The following is a 25,430-nucleotide window of genomic DNA, read 5'->3' on the forward strand; positions in this document are numbered from 1 at the left end:
CGCAGGCGATCTGTAGCCGAGCCCATGCTCGGCTTGCTTCTTGCCTTCATCCACGCATGACGTGGATACATTGCAACGCAGCCGAGCATGGCTCGGCTCTACAGTAGAGCGGCACAAAAAAACGCCGGGCATTGCCCGGCGTTTTCTCCAAGTCATGTGCCAACCAACGGTTGGCACCTACCGGTCAGGTGGCCGATCAGCTGACCAGCGCCAGGTCGTCCATCATCGCGCGCAGGAAGCGGGCGGCTTCGCCGCCGGTCGCCGCGCGGTGGTCGAAGGTGACCGACAGCGGGATTACCTTGTGCGCTTCCACGCCGCCCATCACCGGGGTCATCTGGTGGCGGGCACGGCCGGCACCGACGATGGCCACGCACGGCGGCACCACGACCGGGGTCGCGTAGCGGCCGGCGAACATGCCGAAGTTGGACAGCGAGATGGTGTAGCCACTCAGTTCCGAGGCGGCGATCGAACGCGATTCCACCTGCTCGCGCAGGCGGTTGACGCCTTCGCGGATGCCACGCGCGTCGAGGATGTCGGCATTGCGCAGGGCCGGCACGAACAGGCCGTCGTCGGTGTCCACGGCGATGCCGATGTCCACCTGCGCGTGCAGGGTGCGGGTCAGTGCTTCACCGTCGAACCAGGCGTTCATGGCCGGCACCTTCTGCGCGGCAACGACAATGGCGCGCACCAGGCGGGCGGTGACGTCGTTGCCCGGCAGCCAGGCGTGGATGTCGGCGTCGTCGTTCAGCGTGGTCGGCACGACCTTGCTGTGCGCATCGGCCATGACGCGGGCCATGTTGCGGCGCACGCCCTTCAGCGGTTCCGGCTGGCCCTTGGCGACCACGCCCGGCGGCTGGGTGCGCATCGGCTTGCCGGCCGCAGACAGCGGGGTGCGGGCTTCGCTCTGCACCGGGGCAGACACCTGCGCCGGGGTGGGCGCGGCATACGCGGCGGCAACCGGTGCCGGGGCGGCGCCGAGTTTGGCGGTGCCGTTGGCGGCGGCCTGCTTGACGTCGGCCATGGTCACCGCACCATCGGTGCCGGTAGCGGCCACGCGGCTCAGGTCCACGCCCAGCTTGCGCGCCATCGCACGCACGGCCGGCACGGCCTTGACGCCACCGACGGCCAGCGCCTGCTCGGCGTGCACGGCATTGGAGCTCTGCATCGCGCCGACCACGGTACCGGCGTCGTCACGCTCGGCAGCGGCGGGCTTGGCTTCTTCCGCGACCACCGGTGCGGCTGCGGCAGGCAGCGGCGGCGGGGTCGGCGCCGCCGGTGCGGCGTGGCCATGGCTGTGGCCGGTGTCCTGGCCATCGGCACGCTGCGGCAGGTTCGGGTCCAGTTCGAAGCTGGCCAGCACCGAGCCGGTCGGGATGATGTCGCCGGCGCCGCCGGACAGCTTCAGCACCTTGCCGGAGAACGGCGAGGGCACTTCCACCACGGCCTTGGCGGTCTCCATCGACACCAGCGGCTCGTCCAGCTTGATCACATCGCCTTCCTTGACGAACCACTCGACGATGGTCGCGTCCGGCAGGCCTTCGCCCAGGTCGGGCAGGTTGAAGTTCTTGGTCTGGCTCATTTGCAGTTCTCTTCCAGCAGTTCCAGTTCGCGGGCCGGCAGCCAACCCGTCGCGCCATTGGCGCGCTCGGACCACCACCACCCGCCGTGTTCGTGATGAAGCTTCACCATCTCGCCGCTTTCCACATCCAGCTCGCGGGCGTCGTAGTCGCACAGGGCTTCGGCGCGACCCTCGTCCAGCAGCTGCAACCAGGCGATGGGCGCCCATCCAGCGCGCCCATCGTTGGTGCGTACCCAGGCAAACGCCGGCCATTCCTCGTCACGTACACCTACTTCGACGATCTGGCCGGTGTGGAACCGGAGCGGGTTGGGATACTGGCTGCGGTAAGCCCCCAGAAGGCGGGCCCGCATGTCAGCCGGCCGCCACCGCGCGCTTGGCCGCCGCCACGATCCGCTCAACGCTCGGCAGGTACTTCATTTCCAGGCGGAACAGCGGAATGTGGGTGTCGTAGCCAGTGACGCGCTCGACCGGGGCCAGCAGGTCGTAGATCGATTCCTCGGCCAGGCGCGCGGCGATCTCGGCGCCGAAGCCCGCGGTCTTCGGGGCCTCCTGCACGATCACGCAGCGGCCGGTCTTGGCCACCGATTCGGCGATGGTGGCGAAGTCCAGCGGGCGCAGCGTGGCCACGTCGATGACTTCGGCACTGATGCCTTCCCCGGCCAGCTTGTCGGCCGCTTCCAGGGCTTCCTTCACCTGCGCGCCCCAGGTCACCAGGGTCACGTCGGTGCCGTCGCGCAGCACGAAGCAGACGTCCAGCGGCAACGCTTCGCCGTCGTTGACGACCACTTCCTTGTACTGGCGATAGATGCGCTTGGGCTCCATGTAGATCACCGGATCCGGCTCGCGGATCGCAGCCAGCAGCAGGCCGTAGGCACGCTGCGGCGACGACGGCAGCACCACGCGCAGGCCCGGCACGTTGGTGAAGATCGCCTCGTTGGCTTCGCTGTGGTGTTCCGGCGCGCGGATGCCACCGCCCCACGGCACGCGCAGCACCATCGGGCAGTGCAGGCGGCCTCGCGTGCGGTAACGCAGGCGTGCGGCGTGGCAGACGATATGGTCGACCATCGGGTACATGAAGCCATCGAACTGGGCTTCGGCCACCGGCTTCATGCCCTGTGCGGCCAGGCCGATGGTCAGGCCGGCGATGGTGGTTTCGTCCAGCGGGGTGTCGAGGATGCGGTCCGAGCCGAAGCGCTGCTGCAGGCCGGCAGTGGCGCGGAACACGCCGCCGTTGACGCCCACGTCCTCGCCCAGCACCAGCACCGACGGATCGTGTTCCAGTTCCCAGGCCAGCGCCTGGGTGATGGCTTCGATGAGGGTGATCGGGGTGGTGGTCATGCTGTCATCTCCGCGCGCGACCGCAGCGCTGTCGGCGGCGTTGGTGTGCGCGCCGGGCGCGCCGTTCTTGATCTCATCCATGGCGCTTCTCCAGGGCGATCGCCTGGGCACGCTGGGCCAGCAGGTCCGGCGGCGGATCGGCATACAGGAAGTCGAACATCGCCTCGACCGGCTGCACCGGCGTGTTGAGGTACAGGTTCACTTCCTCGTCCACGCGCGTGCCGCACTCGGCGACCCAGGCGGTTTCCTCTTCTTCGCTCCAAACGCCGGCGTTGATCAGGTACTTGCGCAGGCGCAGCATCGGCTCGCGCTGCCAGGCATCCTTCACTTCGGCGTCGTCGCGGTAGCGGCGCGCGTCATCGGCGGTGGTGTGGTCGGACAGGCGGTAGGTCATCAGTTCCAGCACGGTGCCACCGTCGCCGGCCAGCGCACGTTCGCGCGCCTGTTCCATTGCCGCCAGCACCGCGATCAGGTCGTTGCCGTCCACCTGCAGGCAGTGCAGGCCGCCCGCCAGGCCCTTCTGCGCCAGCGTTTCGGCACCGGTCTGGGCCGAGCGCGGCACCGAGATGGCCCAGCCGTTGTTGACGATGCACAGGATCAGCGGCAGCTTGTAGGCGCCGGCCGAGTTCAGTGCCGCGTAGAAGTCGGTCTTGGAGCTGCCGCCGTCGCCGCACACCGCCACGGCGATCTGCGGTTCCTTGTTGAGCTTGAACTTCAGCGCAGCACCTGCCGCATGCAGGCACTGGGTGGAAATCGGCACGCAGAACGGGAAGTCCCTGGCCGCGTTGCCGCCGTAATCGTTGCCGCGTTCGTCGCCGCCCCAGTACATCAGCACGTCGTGCGGGCGCACGCCACGCATGAACATCGCGCCATACTCGCGGTACGAAGGCGCGAACACGTCGTCCTTCTGCATCGCCGCGCCGATACCCACGTGCGCGGCTTCATGGCCCAGGCAGGCGGCATACGTGCCGAGCTTGCCGGTGCGCTGCAGCGCGATGGATTTGCTGTCGAACGTACGTACGAACAGCATCTGCTTGAACAGCGGTACCAGCACCTTGGGGTCGCGCAGCGACGCGGGCAGGTCGTCACGGACGAGCGTGCCGTCCGTGTCCAGGTACTGCAGGTATTCGATATTGAATTCAGCGGCAACCGTCATTGCGTACTGCACCTTCGACAGAGAAGTTACAAATGATATGAATCGCCATGTTAAGGAACGCGTACGGAATAGCCTTCCTGCGCCGCAACACGGAGATTCCCCGTTTTACCCCTGCCGGCGGGTGGGGGGCCAATAACAACAACGTATTCAGTCGTTGCTGCAAAGCATCAGAATACGCCTCTGGCTGACCGCCCGTACAACGGCGCAGACGGTTCCACGCGCAGGCCCGGCATCGGCCGATGCTCCACGGCCAGCCGCACGCCCCGGTATGGACCGGGCGGCTGCCAGCGCGGCGGCAACGCGCTACCCTTGCCGCCCCCGATCTGGTCCCGCCCATGTCCGTCGACAACAACCAACGCGATCTCGAAGCCGGCATCCACACCGACCTGCAGGGACGCCTGACCTACGGCGGCTACCTGCGGCTGGACCAGCTGCTCAGCGCGCAGCAGCCGCTGTCCAGCCCGCCGCACCATGACGAGATGCTCTTCATCATCCAGCACCAGACCTCGGAGCTGTGGCTGAAGCTGCTGGGCCATGAGCTGCGTGCCGCAATCGGCTTCCTGCAGCGCGATGAAGTCTGGCAGTGCCGCAAGGTGCTGGCGCGCAGCAAGCAGGTGCTGCGCCAGCTGACCGAGCAATGGTCGGTGCTGGAAACGCTGACCCCGTCCGAGTACATGGGCTTCCGCGACGTGCTGGGCCCGTCGTCGGGCTTCCAGTCGCTGCAGTACCGCTACATCGAATTCCTGCTGGGCAACAAGAACGCGCAGATGCTGCAGGTGTTCGAGCATGACCCGGCCGGGCAGGCGCAGCTGCGCACCGTGCTGGAGGCGCCCAGCCTGTACGAGGAATTCCTGAAGTACCTGGCCCGCTTCGGCCATGCCGTGCCGGCGGTCTACGAGGCCCACGACTGGACCCAGCCACACGTGGCCGACGACGCATTGCAGCCGGTCTTCGAGCGCATCTACCAGGACACCGACCGCTACTGGCGCGAGTATGCGCTGTGCGAGGACCTGGTGGATCTGGAGACGGCCTTCCAGCTGTGGCGATTCCGACACATGCGCACCGTGATGCGGGTGATCGGCTTCAAGCGTGGCACCGGCGGTTCGTCCGGCGTGGGCTTCCTGGCCAAGGCGCTGGAACTGACCTTCTTCCCCGAGCTGTTCCAGGTGCGCACCAGCCTGCAGGCCGCGCCCCCGGCAGCGCTGGGCTGATCCCCATTCAGCTTGGTTCCCGGCCCGCGGCTGGATCGTTTCAGATGCAAGTTCAGGGAGCAGGCTGCCACCTGCCTCAAACGGCGTGTATTTGACGTGAACGCCAGAAGTCGGTGATCCTCGCGCGTTGCTCCAACTGCACAGCGGACGTGCTCGTCATCCACCGAACCAGGAAATCCGCATGAGCGTAAACGCCACTGCGAACACCCCAGAGCCGGCACTGCCGGACTTCAAGACCACGCTGGGCCACCCGCGCCCGTTGTGGATGCTGTTCATGACCGAGTTCTGGGAACGCTTTGCGTTCTACGGCATCCGCTGGGCGTTGGTGCTCTACATCGTTGCCCAGTTCTACAACGGCAGCGCTGCCGGTGAAGGCGACGCCAGCCGCATCTATGGCGCCTACCTGGCCCTGGTGTACGCCGCGGCCATCTTCGGCGGCTACGTGGCCGACCGGGTACTGGGCTACCAGCGCTCGATCCTGACCGGCGCGATCATCATGGCCGCCGGCCTGTTCATGATCTCGCTGCCGCAGGAGCACATCTTCAAGCTCGGCCTGGCCACGATCATCGTCGGCAACGGCCTGTTCAAGCCCAACATCTCGACCATGGTCGGCAAGCTGTACGGCCTGAAGGACGAGCGCCGCGATTCGGGCTTCACCATCTTCTACATGGGCATCAACATCGGCGCGATGATCGCCCCGGTGCTGACCGAGTACCTGGCCCGCAAGGTGTTCGGTACCGATGCGATGCCGTCCTACAAGGTCGTGTTCATCGCCTCGGGCGTGGGCATGCTGATCTCGCTGGTGTGGTTCTACATCGGTCGTGCCGGCCTGAAGGGCATCGGCGCACCGCCGGCCGGCGCTGAAGGCTTCGGCCGCATCATCATGGTGCTGGCCGGTGCCGTGGTCGCCATCCCGGTCGCGTACTTCCTGCTGGCCACCGGCGCCACCGCGCTGGCCTGGATCCTGGGCGCGATGTTCACGGCCCTGGCCGTGCTGCTGCTGGTCGAGGGCATCCGCGAGGGCAAGGTGCAGCGCGACCGCGTGATCGCGATGCTGATCATCTTCGCCTTCAACGTGATGTTCTGGATGTTCTTCGAACAGGCCGGCAGCTCGTTCACCTTCCTGGCCGAGAACATCGTCAACCGCCAGTTCGGCGACTGGACCTTCCCGACCGCGTGGTTCCAGTCGGTCAACTCGGTGGCCATCATCACCCTGGCCCCGGTCATCGCCTGGATCTGGGTGGCGATGGGCCGCGCCAATCCGTCCATTCCGCGCAAGTTCGGCCTGGGCCTGCTGTTCAACGGCGCCGCCTTCGCGCTGCTGATGTTCGCCCTGTCGCAGATGGTCGTGGACGGCAAGATCCCGTTCTGGACCCTGTTCATGGTCTACGTCATCCAGTCCGTGGGTGAGCTGTGCCTGTCGCCGATCGGCCTGTCGATGGTGACCAAGCTGGCCCCGGTGCGCCTGGTCGGCTTCGGCATGGGTGGCTGGTTCCTGTCCACCGGCATCGGCAACAACCTGTCGGGCATCTTCGCTGGCGTGGTCAGTGGTGAAGGCGGCATGACGGTCGAGTCGGCCCTGAAGGGGTATACCTTCGGGTTCTGGGCCCTGATCGGCTCCGGCGTGGTGCTGTTCCTGATCGCCCCGCTGATCAACAAGCTGATGCACGGCGTCAAGTAATGATGAGAGGGTAGAAGGCATGCGTAGCAAGCTCGGTGGTGCAATGGTGGTGGTCTGTGCGGCGCTGATCGGCGCCTGTTCCCAACCGCAACCGCCTGCCACCGCCGAGCCCACGCAGCCGCTGGATACCCGACCCACCGAGCCACCGGTCGCTGACCCCAGCGAACCGGTGGCCTCGGGCAACACCCCGGTGGCGGCAGATATCGCCGCCATCGCCGGGCTCGGTGCGCAGTTCGACCCGGCCCGCAACCCCGCCGATGACCTGGCCACCGCCAAGGTGGAAGCCCAGCGCGGCAAGAAGCGCATCCTGCTCGAGATCGGCAACGCCGCCTGTGAGCGCTGCCGGGCGCTGGATGATGTGGTGGAAGGCAACGGCGACCTGCGCCGCTTCCGCGACGCCCACTACGTGTGGGTGAAGGTCAACGCCAGCGACGAACAGCCCAACACCGCCTTCTTCGCCCAGTTCCCGGTGATGGAGCGCGACTACCCGCACCTGCTGGTACTGGACGCCGATGGCAGCCTGCTGGTCTCGCAGGCCACTGCTGAGCTGCGCAAGGGCGAAGCCTTCCAGCCTGCGCGGGTGAGCGCGTTCCTCAAGCAGTGGGCACCTGACCGGTAGTGCCGGCCGCGGGCCGGCAGGGTGGGGAGGGGCCGGCCGCTGGCCGGCACTGATGCCGGGTCGCATCCACGCATGGCGTGGCTCTACTGCGCGCGCCGTCACACTCCCTGAATCGGCATCTCAACTTCGCAACGCGCTCGCCGTTACCGGCAAGGACCTCAGTCGACATCCCGTCGATGCTACCTACCGGAACGCCCATGCACAGCGACCACGCCGAACGATTGCCCGAACCTGCCAGCCACCTGGCCGAGGGTGGGGCAGGCGAGGGCGTGACTTTGCCGGCGCAGGAAACCCTGTTGGACGACGCCGGCACCGGCGAGGACACCGTCGAACTGGCCCCGCCGCGCCATCGCCTGCCGCAGATCGCGCTGCCCGATAACGTGGTGCTGAAGGGTGCGGTGCAGAAACTGGTCGAGCAGAAGGCGCGGCTTGATGCGCTGGCCGCCGAAGGCCAGCTGGCCGGGCTGCTGCCGCCGGAATGGCAGGGCCATGGCGCGCGCGCGATCGAGCTGTCCACCTTCATCCAGGGCGTGCTGCCGTTCCTGCAGACCGGGGAGCGTGGCGAAACCGCGCCTGCCCGTCTGCCGGTGCGGCACGTGCTGGGGGATGACAGCCGATGGGGCCTGGAGGATGTCACCGAGCCGAAGTCGTTGGCGTGGTACCTGGCCAGTGACGAGCGCGCCACGGCGGGCAGCAAGGACGTGGCGGAGGCGTACCTGGTGGGTGCGCTGGGCCTGGCGTGGATGCAGGAAGGGCGCAGCCGCCCGGGCTTCCTGCGTGCGATGGGCCAGGACAGTCTGGCGGCGCGGGTGACCATGCTGGGTTATCCGCCCGCCAACGAACTGGCGCTGTACAACGTCACCGCGCAGGGACAGCCGCAGATCTGGTGCGTGCATGGCCGCCGCCGCATGCGCCCGCTGGTGGCGCCGTGGCTGAGCGTGCCGCTGCTGACCGCTTACGGCGTGCCGGCCCCGGTGGCGTGGCCGTCCAGCTTCCCACCGGTGGAGGCCGTGGCCGAACTGCTGGCGACCGCCCGCCTGGGGCGCGCGCTGCCGGAAGTGGATCTGGGCAAGGTGGTGGCGAAGATCGCCGAGGATGCCGCGTCCGACGCCTGGCAACCGGTCAGCCTGCTGCAGCTCAATACCTGGTCACCGCGCTGGCATTTCTTCCTGGGCACCTTCGTCGGCCTGCCGTCGCTGCTGCTGGTGGCTGCGGCGCTGGCGCTGCCCGGGGCCGTCGAAGCCGCCACGGTTGCCGCCTCGCTGGGCTTCGCCGGCGGCGCCATCGCAGCACTGGCCGTGCCGTGGATCCACGCACGGCGCAAGCACTTGAGCTGAAAAAAGGGGACGGAGGGGATTAAGTCGTTTCAGGCACACCTGTGCTCATTACGACTTAATCACCTCCGTCCCCTTTTTCGTTCACACCCCTTCGCCCATCCGCTCCAGACCTTCGCCGGCCAGGCGCAGGATCAGCTTTTCCAGCAGTTGCTCTTCCTCGTCGCTCAGGACCGACATCAGCTTGCGGGTGATCTCGATCACCATCGGCGCGATGGTCTCGTACACTTCGAAACCGGCGGCCGACAGCGCCAATACCGAGCGGCGGCGGTCGTCGCCATGCGTCTCGCGCTTGATGAAGCCGCGCTCCAGCAGGCGGGCCACGGCGCGGCTGACCGCCACCTTGTCCATCGCCGTGCGGTCGGAGACCTCGCTGGCCGAGGAGCCCGGGTACAGCGCCAGGATGGTGATCACCCGCCACTCGGGGATCGCCAGACCGTAACGATCGCCGTATAGCTTGGCGATGTTGCCGCTGACCCGGTTGGACAGCACGCTCAGCCGGTACGGCAGGAACTGTTCCAGGTCGAGCAGGACGTGCGAGGCACGCAGGCGGGTCGAGGCAGGATCGGCGGGGCTCATGTTGCGGTGCACCTTGCTGGTGGTTTCAAGTGTAACTATAAGGGGTGGGTCCAGACCCTGCATTCTCGCCGGGTCCCTACCTGCCCGCACCTGGTTTGTACCGATGCGGTACCGATTCGGAGCCACGCCATGAATACCGCAGTCCCGACCGCCTCGCATCCCAACCCCGGCATGCAGGTCACCACCTTCGAGAACCCGATGGGCATCGACGGCTTCGAGTTCGTCGAATTCGCCGCCCCGGCCGGCCGTGGCCAGGAGCTGCACGAGTACTTCCGGAAGATGGGCTTCAGCGCGGTGCTCAAGCACAAGCAGCGTCCGATTACCGTCTATCGCCAGGGCGACGTCAACTTCCTGGTCAATGAAGACCCCGCTTCGTTCGCCGCCGACTTCGCCGAAAAGCACGGTCCGTGCGCCTGCGGCTTCGCCATCCGCTTCAAGAAGCCGGGCCAGGAGGTCTACCAGGCCGCGCTGGGCAACGGCGCCGAAGCCATCGCCTTCAAGCCGGACAGCAAGGCGGTCAGCGCGCCGGTCATCAAGGGGATCGGCGATTGCATGCTGTACCTGGTCGATCGCTACGGCGCGGCCGGCAGCATCTACGACGGCGACTACGAGCCGATCGCCGGTGCCGACCTGCACCCGGTGGGCTTCGGCCTGACTTTCATCGACCACCTGACCCACAACCTGTACTTCGGCAACATGCAGCAGTGGTCGGACTACTACGAGCGCCTGTTCAACTTCCGCGAGATCCGCTACTTCGACATCAAGGGCCTGAAGACCGGCCTGGTGTCCAAGGCGATGACCGCGCCGGACGGCATCGTGCGCATCCCGCTGAACGAATCGTCCGACCCGAAGAGCCAGATCAACGAGTACCTGGACGCATACAAGGGCGAGGGCATCCAGCACATCGCCTGCTTCACCGAGAACATCTACGACACGGTCGAAGCGATGCGCGCGCAGGGCGTGGACTTCCTCGACACGCCGGAGACCTACTTCGACGTGATCGACCAGCGCGTGCCAAACCACGGTGAAGACGTGCCGCGCCTGGCCAGGAACAAGATCCTGATCGATGCCGATCCGGAAACCCACCAGCGCAAGCTGCTGCAGATCTTCACCCAGAACTGCATCGGCCCGATCTTCTTCGAGATCATCCAGCGCAAGGGCAACGAGGGCTTCGGCGAAGGCAACTTCACCGCGCTGTTCGAGAGCATCGAGCGCGACCAGATCCGCCGCGGCGTGCTGTAAGGTCCTGGGCAGCGCCGGGTCACGCCCGGCGCCTGCTTGCCTGTAGAGCCGAGCCATGCTCGGCTGCTTTCCGTTCCGGTCTTGCCGTTTTTCAGGAGCCCCCATGTCCCCCGCCCTCACCGCCCGCGGCTACCAGTCCGGCTTCGGCAACGAATTCGCCACCGAGGCCGTCGCCGGCGCGCTGCCGGTCGGGCAGAACTCGCCGCAGAAGGTGGCCCACGGCCTGTACGCCGAACAGTTGACCGGCACCGCCTTCACCGCGCCGCGCGGCAGCAACCGCCGCAGCTGGCTGTACCGGATCCGTCCGGCGGTGACCCATGGCGAGTTCACCCCGTTCGCGCAGTCGCAGCTGCAATGTGATTTCGGCGCACAACCGGCCTCGCCGAACCAGCTGCGCTGGAGTCCGCTGCCGCTGCCGGAGCTGCCGACCGACTTCGTCGAAGGCCTGTACACGATGGGGGGCAACGGTTCGCCCGATGCGCATGCTGGCGTGGGCATCCACCTCTACGCTGCCAACCGCGACATGGTCGGCCGCTACTTCTACGATGCCGACGGTGAGCTGCTGATCGTGCCGCAGCTGGGCGCGCTGCGCCTGCTGACCGAGCTGGGCGTGATCGAGATCGAGCCGCAGCAGATCGCGGTGATCCCGCGCGGCGTGCGGTTCCGCGTTGAACTGCCCGATGGCCCGAGCCGCGGCTACATCTGCGAGAACTACGGTGCGCTGCTGAAGCTGCCCGACCTTGGCCCGATCGGTTCCAACGGCCTGGCCAATCCGCGCGACTTCGAAACCCCGCACGCGGCGTTCGAGGATGTCGATGGCGATTTCGAGCTGATCGCCAAATTCGAGGGCCGCCTGTGGCGTGCGCCGATCGACCATTCGCCGCTGGACGTGGTGGCCTGGCACGGCAACTACGCGCCGTACCGCTACGACCTGCGCCGCTTCAACACCATTGGCTCGATCAGCTACGACCACCCGGATCCGTCGATCTTCCTGGTGCTGCATTCGCCCAGCGACACGCCGGGAACCAGCAACATGGATTTTGCGATCTTCCCGCCGCGCTGGCTGGTGGCGCAGAACACGTTCCGCCCGCCGTGGTTCCACCGCAACATCGCCAGCGAATTCATGGGCCTGGTGCACGGTGCCTACGATGCCAAGGCCGAAGGCTTCGTGCCGGGCGGCGCATCGCTGCACAACTGCATGAGCGGCCACGGCCCGGACGCACCGACCTTCGACAAGGCGTCCAATGCCGATCTGTCCAAGGCGGACGTGATCAAGGACACGATGGCCTTCATGTTCGAGACCCGCGCGGTGATCCGCCCGACCGCACAGGCCCTGGCCGCCGGCCACCGTCAGGGCGACTACCAGCAGTGCTGGAACGGCCTGCGCAACAACTTCCGCTGACCCGAAAAAGGGGACGGAGGGGATTAAGTCGTTTCAAGCACACGTGTGCTGATTGCGACTTAATCCCCTCCGTCCCCTTTTTCTTCAGGCCACCTCGGCGAACGCGTCGCAGTGCTCCAACGGCAGCGCCTCCAGCAGGCGTTGGCGTACACGCTGGCAATAGCCCACCGAAGTCAGGCCGGGCAGCATCTGCATCGCCGAGTGCAGCACCTGCAGTACGTCGCTTTCCGCGCGGGCCTGCTGCAGGTCGCGGAACAAGGCCGCCGCCTGCGGGTGGCGTTGCATTTCCAGGATGCCCAGCACGTAGATGCGCGCAGCCACCAGCGAGCGGCGGCGTTCGACTGCTGTGGCCGCGGCTGCGGCAGGTGTTGCGGGCTGCGGCGCTACCGTGGCTGCCGGCGGCGGTGGCGGGGCTGCGGCACCGGTACCGGTGCTCAGGTAGCCGGCCTGCACCAGCTGGATGACCATCGCGGGCGCATCCTGGCCGAGCAGGCCGGTCAGGTCGGTGATGCTGCGTTGGCCGTCGCACAGGATCAGCAACCGGCGCTGGCGCATGTCCAGCGGCGCGCGATGGGCCTGCAGCGCGGTTCGGGCGAGTTCGGTCTTGCGCGGTTGCATGGAAGGGACAGCCAGGTCGGTGCACGCCGAGCCTGAACGAGGGCGATGAAACCGCGATGACAATGCAGCGTCTGCACGCGCGCTGCGCTAGCGTGCAGCTACCTTCGTGCCAGGGAACCGCACCGATGAAGCACCTCCCGATTGCTGGTCTGTTGCTCCTTTCGCTCGCCGCCTGCAGTGGCGGCCCCGACAAGCAGGGCGCCGCCGGCAGCGGCAGCGATACCCCGGCGGAAACCGCCTCGGCGACCGGTCCGGCCCAATCGACGGATCCTGATCTGGCGGCCCGCCCGGCGAACGACCTCCGCAAGGACAGCCCGGCGCGCCTGGATGGCTTCGGCGGCGTCACGCTGGGCGCCAGCATCGCCGAGGTCCGCAGCGGCTTCGGCACGCCGCTGCAGGGGCTGGGCACCGATGCCGCCGGCAAGCCGCTGCCCGCGGACGACGGCAACGACGGCTGCTACTTCCTGCGCCCGCAGGATGCCGAGGACCCGCGGTTGATGATCGAAGGCCGCAAGCTGGTGCGCTACGACGTGCGCAGCGCCGCCATCACTGCACCGGGCGGCGGCAAGGTCGGCATGACCCTGGGCGAGCTGCAGGTGCTGTATCCCGAGCGCGCTGACGTCGGTCCCGACAAGTACGACGAGAAGGCCCAGCACCTGCGCGTGCGGCCGGTGCAGGAGGGCGGGGCAGTGATCGACTTCGCGCTCGGTGCCGATGGCCGGGTGGGGGCCTGGCGGGTCGGGCAGACCCCGCAGGTCGACTATGCGGAAGGCTGTGGCTGATCCTTGATCCACCGCCCAGCCATGCGCTCGGGCCAAGCGTAGAATCGCGCCACCACTGCTGGGAAGTGCTCGATGATCGCCATTGCCATTGCCTGGTTCCTGCTCGGCCTGCTGCTGCTGGCACTGGGCGGGGACTCCATCGTCAAGGCCGTCTCTGGCCTGGCCCAGCGCTTCGGGGCCAGCCCGTTCACTGCCGGGTTGCTGCTGCTCGGCGTGACCACCTCGTTGCCGGAACTGGCGGTCAACGCACGTGCGCTGGCGGTCGGCCAACCGGAGCTGGCGCTGGGCAATGCAGTGGGCAGCAGCATCGTCAATCTGGGCTTGACCCTGGCGGTGGCCGCCATCGCCGCCCCCCTGCTGCTGCGCGCGCGCCTGCAGGCGGTGCTGTGGTGGTCGCTGCTGGCGGCCGGCGTGCTGCTGATCCTGTTCGGCCTGGATGGTCGCCTGGTGCGCTGGGAAGGCGGCGTGCTGGTGGCGGGCTTCATCGTCATGCAGGTGCTGCTGCTGCGCCGCGGCCGCGTCGAGAGCGCCGAGGTGCAGGCAGCCATCGCCGAATCCGCGCTGAGCCGCACCAGCCTGCCGTTGAACGTGCTGCGCGTGCTGATCGCCGCACTAACCCTGTACTGGGGCGCGCGCCTGGTGGTGGGTGCTGCGGCCGACTTCGGTGCCGCACTGGGCTGGACGCCGTTGCTGGTCGGCCTGTTGCCGGTGGCGATCGGCACCGCACTGCCCGAGGTGGCCACCGCCATTGCCGCCTCGCGTCGCGGGCATGGTGACATGGTGCTCGGCCACGTACTGGGTTCCAGCGTGGTCAACCTGCTGCTGGTGATCGGTGCGATGGCGGTGTTGCAGCCGTTGGCCTTGCCGGCCTCGTTCGTGCGCCTGGAACTGCCGGCGCTGTTGGCGTTTGCGCTGGTGCTGTACCCGATGCTGCGCGGCGACCTGAAGATCAGTCGTGGAGAAGGCGGGATCCTGCTGGTCGCGTTCGTAGGCTGGTTCGTGCTGGAGCTGCTGCTGGTCGGCGCACCGGCGCTGTAGAGCCGAGCCCATGCTCGGCTGCTGTTCGTGCCGACCAGCGGTCGGCACCTACCGGGCGTCACATTGCCGGCCAGCGGCCGGCACTACCGGTTCTGCGTGGTTTCTTCTTCCCGCACCGGTTCCGGCGGCGGCAGCTGCTCCTCGGCGGCCGGCTCGTTGCCCGGCAGGCTGGGGCGGGTCTCCATCAGCAGCGACAACGCCGCCTTGGCCATCATGTGCGCGCTGATCGGTGCGGTGATGAACAGGAACACGGTGATCAGCAGCTCGCGTGGCTGCGGGTCCTGGCCGAGGAAGATGTGGTAGCACACCGAGCACACCAGCACGCAGCCCACGCCCAGCGTGCTGGCCTTGGTCGGTGCGTGCAGGCGCTTGAAGAAGGTGGACAGCTTCACCAGGCCCAGTGCGCCGACCAGGATGAAGAAGCAGCCGAACAGCAGCAGGATCGACAGGACGATCTGGATCGCGGTGATCATTCGACGATGTCCCGGCGCAGCACGAACTTGCTCAGCACCACGGTGCTGCCGAAGCCGAGCATGGCGATGATCAGCGCCGCCTCGAAGTAGATCGGTGAGTTGAGGTACATGCCGAACAGCATCAGCTCAGCGATCGCGGTCACCGACAGCGTGTCCAGCGCGAGGATGCGGTCGGGCACGGTCGGCCCGCGCAACAGCCGCCAGGTGGCCAGCAGCATCGCCAGGCCGACCACGTGCATGCACACCACCAGGGTGGTCTGGATGACTTCAAAACCGGTCATGGGAAGATCTCCATCAACGGCGCCTCGTAACGGCGCTTGATCGTATCGATCAGGTCCTGCGGGTCCTCCAGGTGCAGCACGTGCACCAGCAGGTACTTGCGGTCGTCGCTGAGCGCGGCCGAGACCGTGCCCGGGGTCAGCGTGATCATGCTGGTCAGCGCAGCGATGCCATGGATGTTGGCGATGTCCAGCGGCAGCCAGATGAAACCGGGGTGGATGTTCTTCTCCGGCCCCAGTACCTGCAGGGCGACACGGATGTTGGACATCAGGATGTCCCACAGGGTCACGCACAGCAGTTTCGGCAACGGGCGCAGGGTGCCGATGCGGGCGAACTCGCGGTCCAGGCGTGCGGCGAACAGCGGCACCACCACGCCCAGCAGCAGGCCCAGCACGATCTGGCCGAGGGTGAAGCTGTCGGACATCAGCAGCCAGAACGCCACCACCATGATGCTCAGCATCGGCGACGGAATCAGGCGACGGAACAGGGAGCGCTGGGCGGTCATGGCTGGCGGATCTCCGGTGCAGTCGCACGCAGCTGCTGCACGTACTCGCTGGGGTGCAGCAGCTGCGCGGCGGTGGCGTCGGTGTAGCGCATCAGCGGTGCTGCGGCCAGGGTCATGCCGATGCCGTAGGCCAGCAGGATGCAGGCCGCGTACAGCTCGACCCGGCGCAGCCGCGCCTTGCGCGGTACCGGCGCTTCCGGATCGACCGGCGGCACGCGCCAGAACAGGCGGATGCCCCCCCGGGTCAGGCCCATGATCACCAGCAGGCTGCTGACCAGCACAGCGGTCCAGACCGGGGCGGTGTACTGCACCGGCATGCCGGCCAGCAGCGCAGCCTTGGCCAGGAAGCCGGACAGCGGCGGCAGGCCGGCCACCGACACCGCGCCGATCAGGAACAACACGGCGGGCGTCTCCTTGCCCGGCATCGGCGCGACCACTTCCTTGCGGTCGCTGGCGCTACCGCGACGGCGGCGGATCAGATCGGCAACCAGGAACAGCGCGGCAGCGACGAAGCTGCTGTGCGGCAGGTAGTACAGGCCAGCCGAGAGCACCTGGGGCGTGCCCACCGAGAAGGCGATGAACAGCGTGGCCGCCGACACGATCACCAGGTAGGAGATCAGCACGCGCAGGCGGGTGGCGGCCAGTGCGCCGAGGCCGCCCAGCACCAGCGTCGCGACGCCCGCCCACAACATCCAGTCGCGGCCATAGCCGGCCATCGCGCCGGCATCGTCGCCGAACCACAGCATCTGGATGCGCAGCACCGAGTACAGGCCGACCTTGGTCATGATCGCGAACAGCGCAGCCACGGCCGCCGGTGCGCGCGAATAGGCTTCCGGCAGCCACAGGTACAGCGGCATCAGCGCGGCCTTGGCGCAGAACACCAGCAGCAACAGGCCCATGGTCGCCTTCACCAGGGTCAGCTGTGCCGGCGGTACCTCGGCGATGCGCTGCGACAGCTCGGCCATGTTCAATGAGCCCAGCGAGGCATACAGCAGGCCCAGCGCGACCAGGAACAGGGTCGAGGCGGTGACGTTGAACACCACGTAGTGCAGGCCGATGCGCATGCGCAGGCCGCGGCCGCCACTGAGCAGCAGGCCGTAGGAGGCGATCAGCATCACCTCGAAGAACACAAACAGGTTGAAGATGTCGCCGGTCAGGAACGCGCCGTTGAGGCCGACCAGCTGGAACTGGAACAGCGCATGGAAGTGCGGCGCGCGGCGGTCCCAGCCCGAGCAGGCGTGCAGCAGGCAGGGAATGGCCAGCAGCAGGGTGGTCAGCAGCATCCACGCCGACAGCCGGTCGGCCACCAGTGCGATGCCCAGCCGCGACGGCCAGTCGCCAAGCAGGTAGACGTTGATTTCACCACTGGCCGTGGTGGCAAACAGCAGCCCGACCGCCAGCGCCAGCGCCGACAGCGCGGTCCAGGCCACCGCCCGCTGCACCCTGGGGCCATAGCGGCGGTGTTCGACGAACAGCGACAGCGCCGCACCCAGCAGCGGAATCAGGATCGGCAGGATCACCAGGTGGTTCATGCGCGGTCCTCGCCCCGGCGCGGCGGCACGCGCTCATCCTGCAGGTCGTCATCCGGCTCGTGGGCATCCACGTGGTCGCTGTGGTTGTCGCTGCGGCTGCGCATGGCCAGCACAATGCTCACCGCGGTCATCGCAAAGGCGATCACGATAGCGGTCAGCACCAGCGCCTGTGGCAGCGGGTCGGTGTAGTTGCCCAGGTGGCTGTCCACGCCTTCCTGCAGCACCGGCGCCTTGCCCAGTACCACGCGGCCGCCGGCGAAGATCAGCAGGTTGGTGGCGTAGGACAGGAAGGTCATGCCGAGGATCACATCGAAGCTGCGCGCACGCAGCAGCAGGTAGATGCCGATGGCGGTCAGCACGCCGATCGCGGTAGCCAGGGCCAGTTCCATCAGTGCATCTCCCCGGTGCGTGCCGAGCGGCGTTGCAGGTCGATCTCACCCTTGCGGGCGGTGCGGGTTCGCGACGGCTTGATCGTGCCCATCATCGACAGCATCAGCATGGCACCGCCGAACACCACCAGATAGACGCCGATGTCAAAGCCGATCGCGCTGGCCAGCGGTACGTCGCCGATCAGCGGCAGGTGCAGGTCGAGATGGCCGCTGGTCAGGAACGGCACGCCGAACAGCATCGAGGCGCTGCCGCTGAGCAGGGCGATCAGCAGGCCCATGCCGATGCAGCGGATGTAGTCGAAGCCGAAGCGCGACTCCACCGATGCAGTGCCCTGGATCACGTACTGGATCAGCAGCGGCACTGCCAATACCAGGCCGGCGATGAAGCCGCCACCCGGTGCGTTGTGCCCGCGCAGGAACAGGAAGATCGACACGGTCAGGGTCAGCGGGAACATGATCTGCGCCAGGTCGGCCGGCACCGGCAGCTTGATCGGCGGGCCGGGCATGATCTGCTCCGGTGCCATCCGCGTACGCCGCAGCAGCGCATGCACCACCAGCGCGGCGATGCCGAACACGGTGATCTCGCCGAAGGTATCGAAGCCGCGGAAGTCGACCAGGATCACGTTGACCACGTTCTGGCCGTAGGCCTCGGGCAACGCGCGGGCGAGCAGCTCGCCGGCCATGGTGTTCGGCGGCAGGGTCATCGCCGAATAGGCCAGCGCGCCAAGCCCGGCACCGGCGATGATCGCGATCACCGCGTCGCGGCGCTTGCGCCAGCGCGGCCGCTCAGGCCCGGACTGCGCGGGCAGGTAATTCATGCCCAGCAGCATCAGCACCAGCGTCACCATCTCCACCAGCAGCTGGGTGAGGGCCAGGTCGGGCGCGGACAGGAACACGAAGGTCAGCGCCACCATCAGGCCGACGCCGCCGACCAGCAGCACCGCCAGCAGGCGCTGCTTGTAGATGCGCAGGGTGGCGACCGCGCAGGCCATCATCACCAGCCACAGGACCCAGCCCAGCAGCGGAATCGGCTGCGGCGCGGTCCAGTTCGGCGAGGCTGGGTTGGCCACGAACGGCGCAGCGGCAACCACGATCGCCACCAGCACCAGGCCCAGCAGCATGCGCTGCAGGCTGCCATTGGCGATGCCGCTGGTCAGGCGCATGGCCAGCGCGGACACGGCGTCCAGCTGGGCGTGGAACACATTGCGGCCCGTGCTGACATTGGTCACGGCATGCAGGTTGATCAGCCTGCGCAGGCCGAAGTACAGCGCCACGCCACCGACCACGCCGATCGCGCTCATCGCCAGCGGCAGGTTGAAGCCGTGCCACACCGCCAGGCTGTATTCGGGCATGGCGGTGCCGAGGATCGAGGCCGCAGCGGCGTGCAGCACCGGCGCGACGGTCAGTGCGGGTGCCACGCCCACCGCCACACAGATCACCACCAGCAGCTCCACCGGCACCTTCATCCAGCGCGGCGGCTCGTGGGGCACGCGGTCCAGGTCGTGCGGGCCAGTGCCGAAGAAGGTGTCGTGCACGAAGCGCAGGCTGTACGCCACGCCGAACACGCCTGCCAGCAACGCAGCGATCGACACCGCCGTGCGCATGATGCCCGGGCCGCCGGCCGTAATCGCTTCGGCGAACAGCATTTCCTTGGACAGGAAGCCGTTGAGCAGCGGGATCCCGGCCATCGCCAGCGAGGCGATGATCGCCAGCGCGCTGGTGAACGGCATCAGCCTGCGCAGCCCCCCCAGTTTGCGCATGTCGCGGGTGCCGGTTTCGTGGTCGATGATGCCGGCGGCCATGAACAGCGAGGCCTTGAAGGTGGCGTGGTTGAGGATGTGGAACACGCCGGCGACCACCGCCATCGGCGTGGACAGGCCGAACAGCAGGGTGATCAGGCCCAGGTGGGAAATGGTCGAGTACGCCAGCAGGCCTTTCAGGTCGTGCTGGAAGATCGCGTTCCAGGCACCGATCAGCAGGGTCAGCGCGCCGATGCCGCTGACCGTATAGAAGAACAGGTCGCTGCCGGCCAGCGCCGGATGCAGCCGCGCCAGCAGGAACACGCCGGCCTTCACCATGGTGGCCGAGTGCAGGTAGGCCGAGACCGGGGTCGGCGCTGCCATCGCGTGCGGCAGCCAGAAGTGGAACGGGAACTGCGCGCTCTTGGTGAAGATGCCGGCCAGCACCAGGAACAGGGCGTACGGATACAGCGTGCTGGCGCGGATCTGCTCGCCGGCGGCCAGCACCACATCCAGGTCGAAACTGCCGACGATACGGCCGATCAACAGCACGCCACCGAGCAGGGCCAGGCCGCCGCCGCCGGTGATCACCAGCGCCATGCGCGCGCCTTCGCGTGCGTCCTGGCGGTGCGACCAGAAGCCGATCAGCAGGAACGAGCTGATGCTGGTCATTTCCCAGAAGATCATCAGCAACAGCAGGTTGCCCGACAGCACCATCCCCAGCATCGCGCCCATGAACAGCAGCAGGTAGCAGTAGAAGCGGTGCGCGTTGTCCTGCTGGCTCAGGTAGTAGCGCGCATACAGCACCACCAGGGCGCCGATGCCCAGCACCAGCCCGGCGAACATCCAGGCCAGCCCGTCCAGGCGCAGGGTGAAGTCCAGGCCGATCTGTGGAAGCCAGGGGACCAGGGTGCGGACCACCTGGCCATCGAGCACCGCCGGGGTCAGCCAGCCGAGGATGGCCAGCCCGCCCAACGGCGCCAGTGCCGCCAGCCAGGCAGCAGCCGAGCGCGAACTACGGGGGAAGGCCGCAACAGCCGCTGCCATCAGGAACGGCAGGGCCAGCAGCAGGGGCAGGCTGGAGAGCATGCAGGGAATCCATGATTCACGAGCAGGTCAGGGAGAATAACAGGCTGCGAAATGTCGCCGAAACCCATCAAACAGCGATCAATTGCATGTAACGTTCGCTGATTCATTTTTTCCGCGGCGCAACATCACGTTCCTGCGGTCCCTCCCGGTTGCCCTCGGGGGACACCCTACGCCCACGCAGGGAGACCGCAGGCCCTGTCGCACAGGGGCTGCCGTCAACGGACGGGAAGCGGGGAGCGAGTCACCGGCGCAGGCTGGCAGGGCCGCCGTGGAGTGTGGGTGATGGAATTCGCCCGTTCAGGAAACGACAGCCGCTGTCGGCCGCCGGCGATCAGTAGCGCCAGTCGAGCTTGCGATAGAACTTGGCCATCACCCAGGCCGGGCCGATCAGCAGGTAGGTCAGGTCGGTCAGGAAGCTGGGCTTGCGGCCCTCGAACGTGTGGCCGATGAACTGCGCGATCCAGGCCACCACGAACACCCCTACCGCCAGCCAGCGCAGCCCCTGCAGGCCGATCTCGGCCTCCAGCAGGCGGCACAGGCAGCCGAATACGAAGAACTGGACGAGCATGCCGATGCCCAGGGGGCGCGACAGCTTGTTGTAGAAGCACCAGGCGCTGAACATCGCGAACGCCGACCAGATGCCGTACTGGAACCAGGTGATCAGCGGCGGCAGGCACCACAGCAGGGCCACCACCGACCACAGGATCGCCGGCACCGCCACCACGTGGATGCGCTGGTTGATCACGTTGCGGTGGTCGTCGGAGTAGCTGGCGAAATAGCGGTCGATCGGCCGCGCAAGCTCGGTGGATGTCTGCATGCTGCGTCGCTTCCTCGGACAACGGTAGTGCCGGCCGCTGGCCGGCAAACCAGAGCATAGCCGAGTTCGCGACGTCGCCGGCCAGCGGCCGGCACTACCAGGACCAGGCCATGCCTGGTTGCAGGTTCACCGAAGCGCCGGCCAGCGGCCGGCACTACCGAACGCGCCCCCCGCCTTTCCGGCCAGGGGCGCAGGCGGATCAGTCGACGCTGATCCCGGCTAGGCGCTGCAGCGCCTCGGCGTACTTGGCGCGGGTGCGCTCGATGATGTCGGCCGGGATGTTCGGACCCGGGGCGGTCTTGCCCCAGTCCAGCGTCTCCAGGTAATCGCGCACGAACTGCTTGTCATAGCTCGGCGGGCTGGTGCCCACTTCGTACTCGTCGGCCGGCCAGTAACGCGAGGAATCCGGCGTCAGCATCTCGTCCATGATGTACAGCCGGCCATCGGCGTCGGTACCGAACTCGAACTTGGTGTCGGCCAGTATGATGCCGCGCTCGCGGGCGTAATCGGCGGCGAACTTGTAGATGCGCAGGGTGGCGTCGCGCACCCGCTCGGCCAGTTCCGCACCGACCTGCTTCACCATCGCGTCGAAATCGATGTTCTCGTCATGGTCGCCGACCGCGGCCTTGGTCGAGGGTGTGAAGATCGGCTCGGGCAGCTGTTCGGCCTGGCGCAGGCCGTCGGGCAGGTCGATGCCGCTGACCTTGCCGGTGCGCTGGTAATCCTTCCAGCCGCTGCCGATCAGGTAGCCGCGGGCGATCGCTTCCACCGGCACCGGCTTCAGCTTGCGGGTGACCACCGCGCGCTTGGCGTACAGCGCCGGGTCCACGCCTTCGGGCAGCACGCTGGCCACGTCGATGCCGGTCAGGTGGTTGGGCATCAGGTGCGCGGTCTTGGCAAACCAGAAGTTGGAGACCTGGCAGAGCATCTCGCCCTTGCCCGGGATCGGGTCGGGCAGGACCACGTCGAACGCCGACAGGCGATCGGTGGCCACCATCAGCAGGTAGTCGCCCGGCGGGGTTCCGGCTGGCAGCCGCTCGCGCGGGATATCGAACACATCACGCACCTTGCCGCGATGGCGCAAGGGCAGGCCGGGGAGATCGGATTGCAACAGCGTGGTTGGCACGGGCACTCCTGGGGCGTTGTCGATACGGCTGCTGCCCAACGGACCCGGCGGGCCCGCTGACCAGCGGGCGGCCTAGTGTAAAGCCGTCCGGGCCCGCTGTGACGTAAAATGAGCGTCCATTTCGTCGGTCGACCCCGGAGCGCCATGCGCTGGTACGGAAAACTGCTCGGATTCATCGCCGGCGCCCTGCTGTTCCGGCCCAATCCGCTGTTCGGCGCGGTGGTCGGCCTGCTGATTGGCCACGCCTTCGATTCGGACTGGTTCCGCCTGAACAAGGAGAACCCGTACCGGGAGCTGGGGCTGACCTCCGAGGCCACCGATGCCGAGATCGAGCGCGCCTACCGCAAGCTGATCTCGCAGTACCACCCCGACAAGCTTGGCGGCGCCGCCCCCGAGCTGCAGCAGCAGGCCGAGCAGAAGTCGCGGCGGATCAATGCCGCCTACGACCGCATCAAGACCCTGCGCAAGCGCTGACCCACTTTCCCCTCGTTGCAAGGCCCGGCCATGTCCCACTGCCTCATCGCCCCCTCCATCCTGTCCGCCAACTTCGCCCGCCTCGGCGAGGAAGTCGACAACGTCCTCGCTGCCGGTGCGGACTGGGTCCACTTCGACGTGATGGACAACCACTACGTGCCGAACCTGACCATCGGCCCGATGGTCTGCCAGGCCCTGCGCAAGCACGGCGTCACCGCGCCGATCGACGTGCACCTGATGGTCGAGCCGGTGGACCGCATCATCCCGGACTTCGCCGAGGCCGGTGCCACCTACATCAGCTTCCACCCGGAGGCGAGCCGGCACGTGCACCGCACCATCCAGCTGATCCGCTCGCTGGGCTGCAAGCCGGGCATCGTGCTCAATCCGGCCACACCGGTGGACATCCTCGACTGGGTGCTGGATGACCTGGACCTGGTGCTGCTGATGTCGGTCAACCCGGGCTTCGGCGGCCAGGCCTTCATCCCCTCGGCGCTGGACAAGCTGAAGGTGGTGCGCAAGATGATCGATGCCAGCGGCAAGGACATCCGCCTGGAGATCGACGGTGGCGTGAAGGCCGACAACATCGGTGAGATCGCCGCCGCCGGCGCCGACACCTTCGTTGCCGGTTCGGCCATTTTCAACGCCAGGACCAGCTACCAGGACGTGATCGCGCAGATGCGCGCCAACGTCGCTGCGGCACGGGGCTGAGCCACGAGTACGGTGGCCGTGTTGAACATTCGCCCGGCCACCGTGGCCGATGCTGGCCTGATCCTGCATTTCATCCGCGAGCTGGCGATCTACGAGAAGGCCGAGCATTCGGTGCAGACCGATGAGATCGGCATCGCCGAGAGCCTGTTCGGCGCCGATGCCACCGCCCGCGCGCTGATCTGCGAGGCCGACGGCGAGGCCATCGGCTATGCGGTGTACTTCTACAACTACTCCACCTGGCTGGGCCGCACGGGCATCTACCTGGAAGACCTGTACGTCAGCCAGGAAAAGCGCGGTGCCGGTGCCGGCAAAGCGTTGCTGAAGTACATCGCACGCCAGGCCGTGGCCGAAGGCTGCGGCCGTTTCGAATGGTCGGTGCTGGACTGGAACACTCCGGCCATCGAGTTCTACACCGCCGCCGGTGCCAAACCGCAGGACGAGTGGACCGTGTACCGGCTGCAGGGGCAGGCGCTGCACGATTTCGCCAACGGGTGAGGCGTGTGGTGGGTGCGAACCGCAACCCGGTGGGTGCGAACCTTGGTTCGCACTCCCTGCGTCCCCCCCCCCCAAAAAAAAAGCCACGCCAATCACTGGCGTGGCCTCGCTGCATGCGTGGGAGGCTGATCCTGCCTCCATCCGTCGTCCCTGCTATGGCCTTCCATTCTCCAGCAGCTGAATGACACCTGCGTGACATTCACTGCGGGCAAACAGTGCATTGCTAGCCTGTGCCGCCCTGACCTGGAAGTACCGCATGACCACCCCGCGCTGGCGCCTGATCCTCAATGGCAAATCCGCAGGCAACGAAGAGTTGCGCGACGCCGTGGGCCATTGGCGCGGGCAGGGCGTGCAGCTGGAGGTGCGGGTGACCTGGGAAGACGGTGACGCTGAACGCTACGTTGCCGAGGCCATCCATCATGGCGTGGACGTGATCGTGGCGGCCGGTGGCGATGGCACGCTCAGCGCGGTGGCCGAGACGCTGGCCCATCGTGAGGAACCGGCAGAAGCGCTGCCTTCGCTGGCGTTGATTCCGATGGGGACCGCCAACGACTTCGCCACGTCGGCAGGCATTCCCACCGAGCCCGGCGATGCCCTCGCGCTGATCGGCCAGGTGCCGGCACGGCCCATCGACCTGTTGCGCGTGGATGCCGATGGCACGCCCTGGTGGTGCGCCAACCTCGCCAGTGGTGGCTTCGGCACGCAGGTGACGGTGGAGACCGATGCCGGCTTGAAGAAGATGCTCGGTGGGCTGGCCTACGTGATCACCGGCATCGCCAAGCTGGGCCGCATCGAGCCGATCGCCGCGCGGCTGTCCGGCCCGGACTTCGCCTGGGAAGGTGACTTCATCGCGCTGGGCATCGGCAACGGGCGCCAGGCCGGTGGCGGCCAGCAGCTGTGCCCGCAGGCACTGATCGATGATGGACTGCTGGATGTGACCGTGCTTCCGGAACTGGAAGGGGAGGTCACCGCCACCCTCGGCCAGATGCTGAAGTCCGGTACCCAGGCCGCACTGGAACAGCTGGCCACACGGGCGCGGTTGCCGTGGCTGCAGGTGGAATCCGAGCGTCCGTTGACGCTCAACCTGGACGGCGAACCGGTGCAGGCCCGTCGCTTTCGCGTCGAGTGCGTGCCGGGCAGGGTGCGGATGCATCTGCCGACCGGATGCCCGTTGCTGGACGGGCAGGGGTAGAGTCATCGGTCCCCGTGGCCACTGCGGGCGTCC

Annotated in this window: 26 protein-coding genes; 12 read left to right on the plus strand and 14 right to left on the minus strand. The window is 67.4% G+C overall.

Annotated elements, in window-relative coordinates:
- Positions 1–196: 196 nt before the first annotated feature.
- The 4 genes from ROV93_RS16850 to pdhA are packed head-to-tail and all read right to left on the minus strand — an operon-like array spanning position 197 to position 4,073.
- Positions 197–1,579, minus strand: a complete 1,383-nt coding sequence (locus ROV93_RS16850; protein ID WP_072168898.1) for a dihydrolipoamide acetyltransferase family protein — start codon at positions 1,577–1,579, stop codon at positions 197–199.
- Complete coding sequence (locus ROV93_RS16855) at positions 1,576–1,929, minus strand: SH3 domain-containing protein (protein ID WP_005411349.1); 354 nt, start codon at positions 1,927–1,929, stop codon at positions 1,576–1,578. The genes ROV93_RS16850 and ROV93_RS16855 overlap by 4 nt, the downstream gene beginning before the upstream one ends.
- 1 nt (position 1,930) lies before the next feature.
- Positions 1,931–2,998: an alpha-ketoacid dehydrogenase subunit beta gene (locus tag ROV93_RS16860; protein ID WP_005419896.1), complete on the minus strand. Its 1,068-nt coding sequence runs from the start codon at positions 2,996–2,998 to the stop codon at positions 1,931–1,933.
- A complete protein-coding gene (gene pdhA, locus ROV93_RS16865; RefSeq protein ID WP_312540409.1) occupies positions 2,991–4,073 on the minus strand; it encodes a pyruvate dehydrogenase (acetyl-transferring) E1 component subunit alpha in 1,083 nt (360 codons plus the stop codon). The genes ROV93_RS16860 and pdhA overlap by 8 nt, the downstream gene beginning before the upstream one ends.
- 335 nt (positions 4,074–4,408) lie before the next feature.
- Between pdhA and ROV93_RS16870 the strand changes: the two genes are divergently transcribed.
- The 4 genes from ROV93_RS16870 to ROV93_RS16885 all read left to right on the plus strand — a co-directional run bounded on the left by ROV93_RS16870 (position 4,409) and on the right by ROV93_RS16885 (position 8,921).
- Entirely contained in the window at positions 4,409–5,284 is an 876-nt protein-coding gene (locus tag ROV93_RS16870; RefSeq protein WP_005419892.1) for a tryptophan 2,3-dioxygenase family protein, read from the plus strand.
- Between the two features lie 181 nt (positions 5,285–5,465).
- Complete coding sequence (locus ROV93_RS16875) at positions 5,466–6,965, plus strand: oligopeptide:H+ symporter (RefSeq protein WP_005411345.1); 1,500 nt, start codon at positions 5,466–5,468, stop codon at positions 6,963–6,965.
- Positions 6,966–6,984: 19 nt separating this feature from the next.
- Positions 6,985–7,584: a thioredoxin family protein gene (locus ROV93_RS16880; RefSeq protein ID WP_072168899.1), complete on the plus strand. Its 600-nt coding sequence runs from the start codon at positions 6,985–6,987 to the stop codon at positions 7,582–7,584.
- A gap of 197 nt (positions 7,585–7,781) precedes the next feature.
- Positions 7,782–8,921 (plus strand): hypothetical protein, encoded by a 1,140-nt coding sequence (locus ROV93_RS16885; RefSeq protein ID WP_072168900.1) that lies wholly within the window; start codon positions 7,782–7,784, stop codon positions 8,919–8,921.
- A gap of 81 nt (positions 8,922–9,002) precedes the next feature.
- Here ROV93_RS16885 and ROV93_RS16890 read toward each other — a convergent pair whose 3' ends face one another.
- Positions 9,003–9,497: a MarR family winged helix-turn-helix transcriptional regulator gene (locus tag ROV93_RS16890; RefSeq protein WP_072168901.1), complete on the minus strand. Its 495-nt coding sequence runs from the start codon at positions 9,495–9,497 to the stop codon at positions 9,003–9,005.
- A 129-nt stretch (positions 9,498–9,626) separates the two neighbouring features.
- Here ROV93_RS16890 and hppD point away from each other — a divergent pair, with 129 nt between their 5' ends.
- Positions 9,627–10,739, plus strand: coding sequence for a 4-hydroxyphenylpyruvate dioxygenase (gene hppD / locus ROV93_RS16895; RefSeq protein WP_172412146.1), 1,113 nt, complete (start codon positions 9,627–9,629; stop codon positions 10,737–10,739).
- Between the two features lie 103 nt (positions 10,740–10,842).
- On the plus strand, positions 10,843–12,141 hold the full coding sequence (gene hmgA, locus ROV93_RS16900) for a homogentisate 1,2-dioxygenase (RefSeq protein WP_072168902.1): 1,299 nt from the start codon (positions 10,843–10,845) through the stop codon (positions 12,139–12,141).
- Positions 12,142–12,225: 84 nt separating this feature from the next.
- Here hmgA and ROV93_RS16905 read toward each other — a convergent pair whose 3' ends face one another.
- Positions 12,226–12,759 (minus strand): hypothetical protein, encoded by a 534-nt coding sequence (locus ROV93_RS16905; protein ID WP_072168903.1) that lies wholly within the window; start codon positions 12,757–12,759, stop codon positions 12,226–12,228.
- A 125-nt stretch (positions 12,760–12,884) separates the two neighbouring features.
- Between ROV93_RS16905 and ROV93_RS16910 the strand changes: the two genes are divergently transcribed.
- Complete coding sequence (locus ROV93_RS16910) at positions 12,885–13,541, plus strand: hypothetical protein (RefSeq protein ID WP_072168904.1); 657 nt, start codon at positions 12,885–12,887, stop codon at positions 13,539–13,541.
- Positions 13,542–13,613: 72 nt separating this feature from the next.
- A complete protein-coding gene (locus tag ROV93_RS16915) occupies positions 13,614–14,579 on the plus strand; it encodes a sodium:calcium antiporter (protein WP_049415459.1) in 966 nt (321 codons plus the stop codon).
- Between the two features lie 83 nt (positions 14,580–14,662).
- Here the strand turns inward: ROV93_RS16915 and ROV93_RS16920 are convergent, their stop codons facing one another.
- The 8 genes from ROV93_RS16920 to ROV93_RS16955 all read right to left on the minus strand — a co-directional run bounded on the left by ROV93_RS16920 (position 14,663) and on the right by ROV93_RS16955 (position 22,528).
- On the minus strand, positions 14,663–15,052 hold the full coding sequence (locus tag ROV93_RS16920) for a Na+/H+ antiporter subunit G (RefSeq protein WP_005419868.1): 390 nt from the start codon (positions 15,050–15,052) through the stop codon (positions 14,663–14,665).
- Complete coding sequence (locus ROV93_RS16925) at positions 15,049–15,333, minus strand: K+/H+ antiporter subunit F (RefSeq protein ID WP_005411334.1); 285 nt, start codon at positions 15,331–15,333, stop codon at positions 15,049–15,051. Before ROV93_RS16925 ends, ROV93_RS16920 begins: the two co-directional genes overlap by 4 nt.
- On the minus strand, positions 15,330–15,836 hold the full coding sequence (locus ROV93_RS16930; RefSeq protein WP_005419867.1) for a Na+/H+ antiporter subunit E: 507 nt from the start codon (positions 15,834–15,836) through the stop codon (positions 15,330–15,332). The genes ROV93_RS16925 and ROV93_RS16930 overlap by 4 nt, the downstream gene beginning before the upstream one ends.
- Positions 15,833–17,368 (minus strand): monovalent cation/H+ antiporter subunit D, encoded by a 1,536-nt coding sequence (locus tag ROV93_RS16935; RefSeq protein WP_072168905.1) that lies wholly within the window; start codon positions 17,366–17,368, stop codon positions 15,833–15,835. Before ROV93_RS16935 ends, ROV93_RS16930 begins: the two co-directional genes overlap by 4 nt.
- Positions 17,365–17,757 carry a Na+/H+ antiporter subunit C gene (locus ROV93_RS16940; RefSeq protein ID WP_072168906.1) on the minus strand — a complete coding sequence of 131 codons (393 nt, stop codon included), beginning with the start codon at positions 17,755–17,757 and terminating at the stop codon, positions 17,365–17,367. The genes ROV93_RS16935 and ROV93_RS16940 overlap by 4 nt, the downstream gene beginning before the upstream one ends.
- Positions 17,757–20,585: a monovalent cation/H+ antiporter subunit A gene (locus tag ROV93_RS16945; RefSeq protein ID WP_312540413.1), complete on the minus strand. Its 2,829-nt coding sequence runs from the start codon at positions 20,583–20,585 to the stop codon at positions 17,757–17,759. The genes ROV93_RS16940 and ROV93_RS16945 overlap by 1 nt, the downstream gene beginning before the upstream one ends.
- Positions 20,586–20,916: 331 nt before the next feature.
- A complete protein-coding gene (locus ROV93_RS16950; RefSeq protein WP_072168908.1) occupies positions 20,917–21,402 on the minus strand; it encodes an Mpo1-like protein in 486 nt (161 codons plus the stop codon).
- Positions 21,403–21,601: 199 nt separating this feature from the next.
- Entirely contained in the window at positions 21,602–22,528 is a 927-nt protein-coding gene (locus tag ROV93_RS16955; protein ID WP_032954595.1) for a phosphoribosylaminoimidazolesuccinocarboxamide synthase, read from the minus strand.
- Between the two features lie 144 nt (positions 22,529–22,672).
- Between ROV93_RS16955 and ROV93_RS16960 the strand changes: the two genes are divergently transcribed.
- The 4 genes from ROV93_RS16960 (at position 22,673) to yegS (ending at position 25,397) form a co-directional block, all read left to right on the plus strand.
- Positions 22,673–23,002 (plus strand): DnaJ domain-containing protein, encoded by a 330-nt coding sequence (locus ROV93_RS16960; protein ID WP_008265098.1) that lies wholly within the window; start codon positions 22,673–22,675, stop codon positions 23,000–23,002.
- 30 nt (positions 23,003–23,032) lie between these two features.
- Positions 23,033–23,710, plus strand: a complete 678-nt coding sequence (rpe, locus tag ROV93_RS16965; RefSeq protein ID WP_072168909.1) for a ribulose-phosphate 3-epimerase — start codon at positions 23,033–23,035, stop codon at positions 23,708–23,710.
- Positions 23,711–23,722: 12 nt separating this feature from the next.
- Positions 23,723–24,205, plus strand: coding sequence for a GNAT family N-acetyltransferase (locus ROV93_RS16970; protein WP_180890749.1), 483 nt, complete (start codon positions 23,723–23,725; stop codon positions 24,203–24,205).
- Positions 24,206–24,461: 256 nt separating this feature from the next.
- Positions 24,462–25,397, plus strand: a complete 936-nt coding sequence (gene yegS / locus ROV93_RS16975; RefSeq protein ID WP_072168910.1) for a lipid kinase YegS — start codon at positions 24,462–24,464, stop codon at positions 25,395–25,397.
- Positions 25,398–25,430 lie beyond the last annotated feature (33 nt).

The sequence above is a fragment of the Stenotrophomonas maltophilia group sp. msm4 genome, assembly GCF_032025605.1.
In the GTDB taxonomy this organism is placed as follows: domain Bacteria; phylum Pseudomonadota; class Gammaproteobacteria; order Xanthomonadales; family Xanthomonadaceae; genus Stenotrophomonas; species Stenotrophomonas sepilia.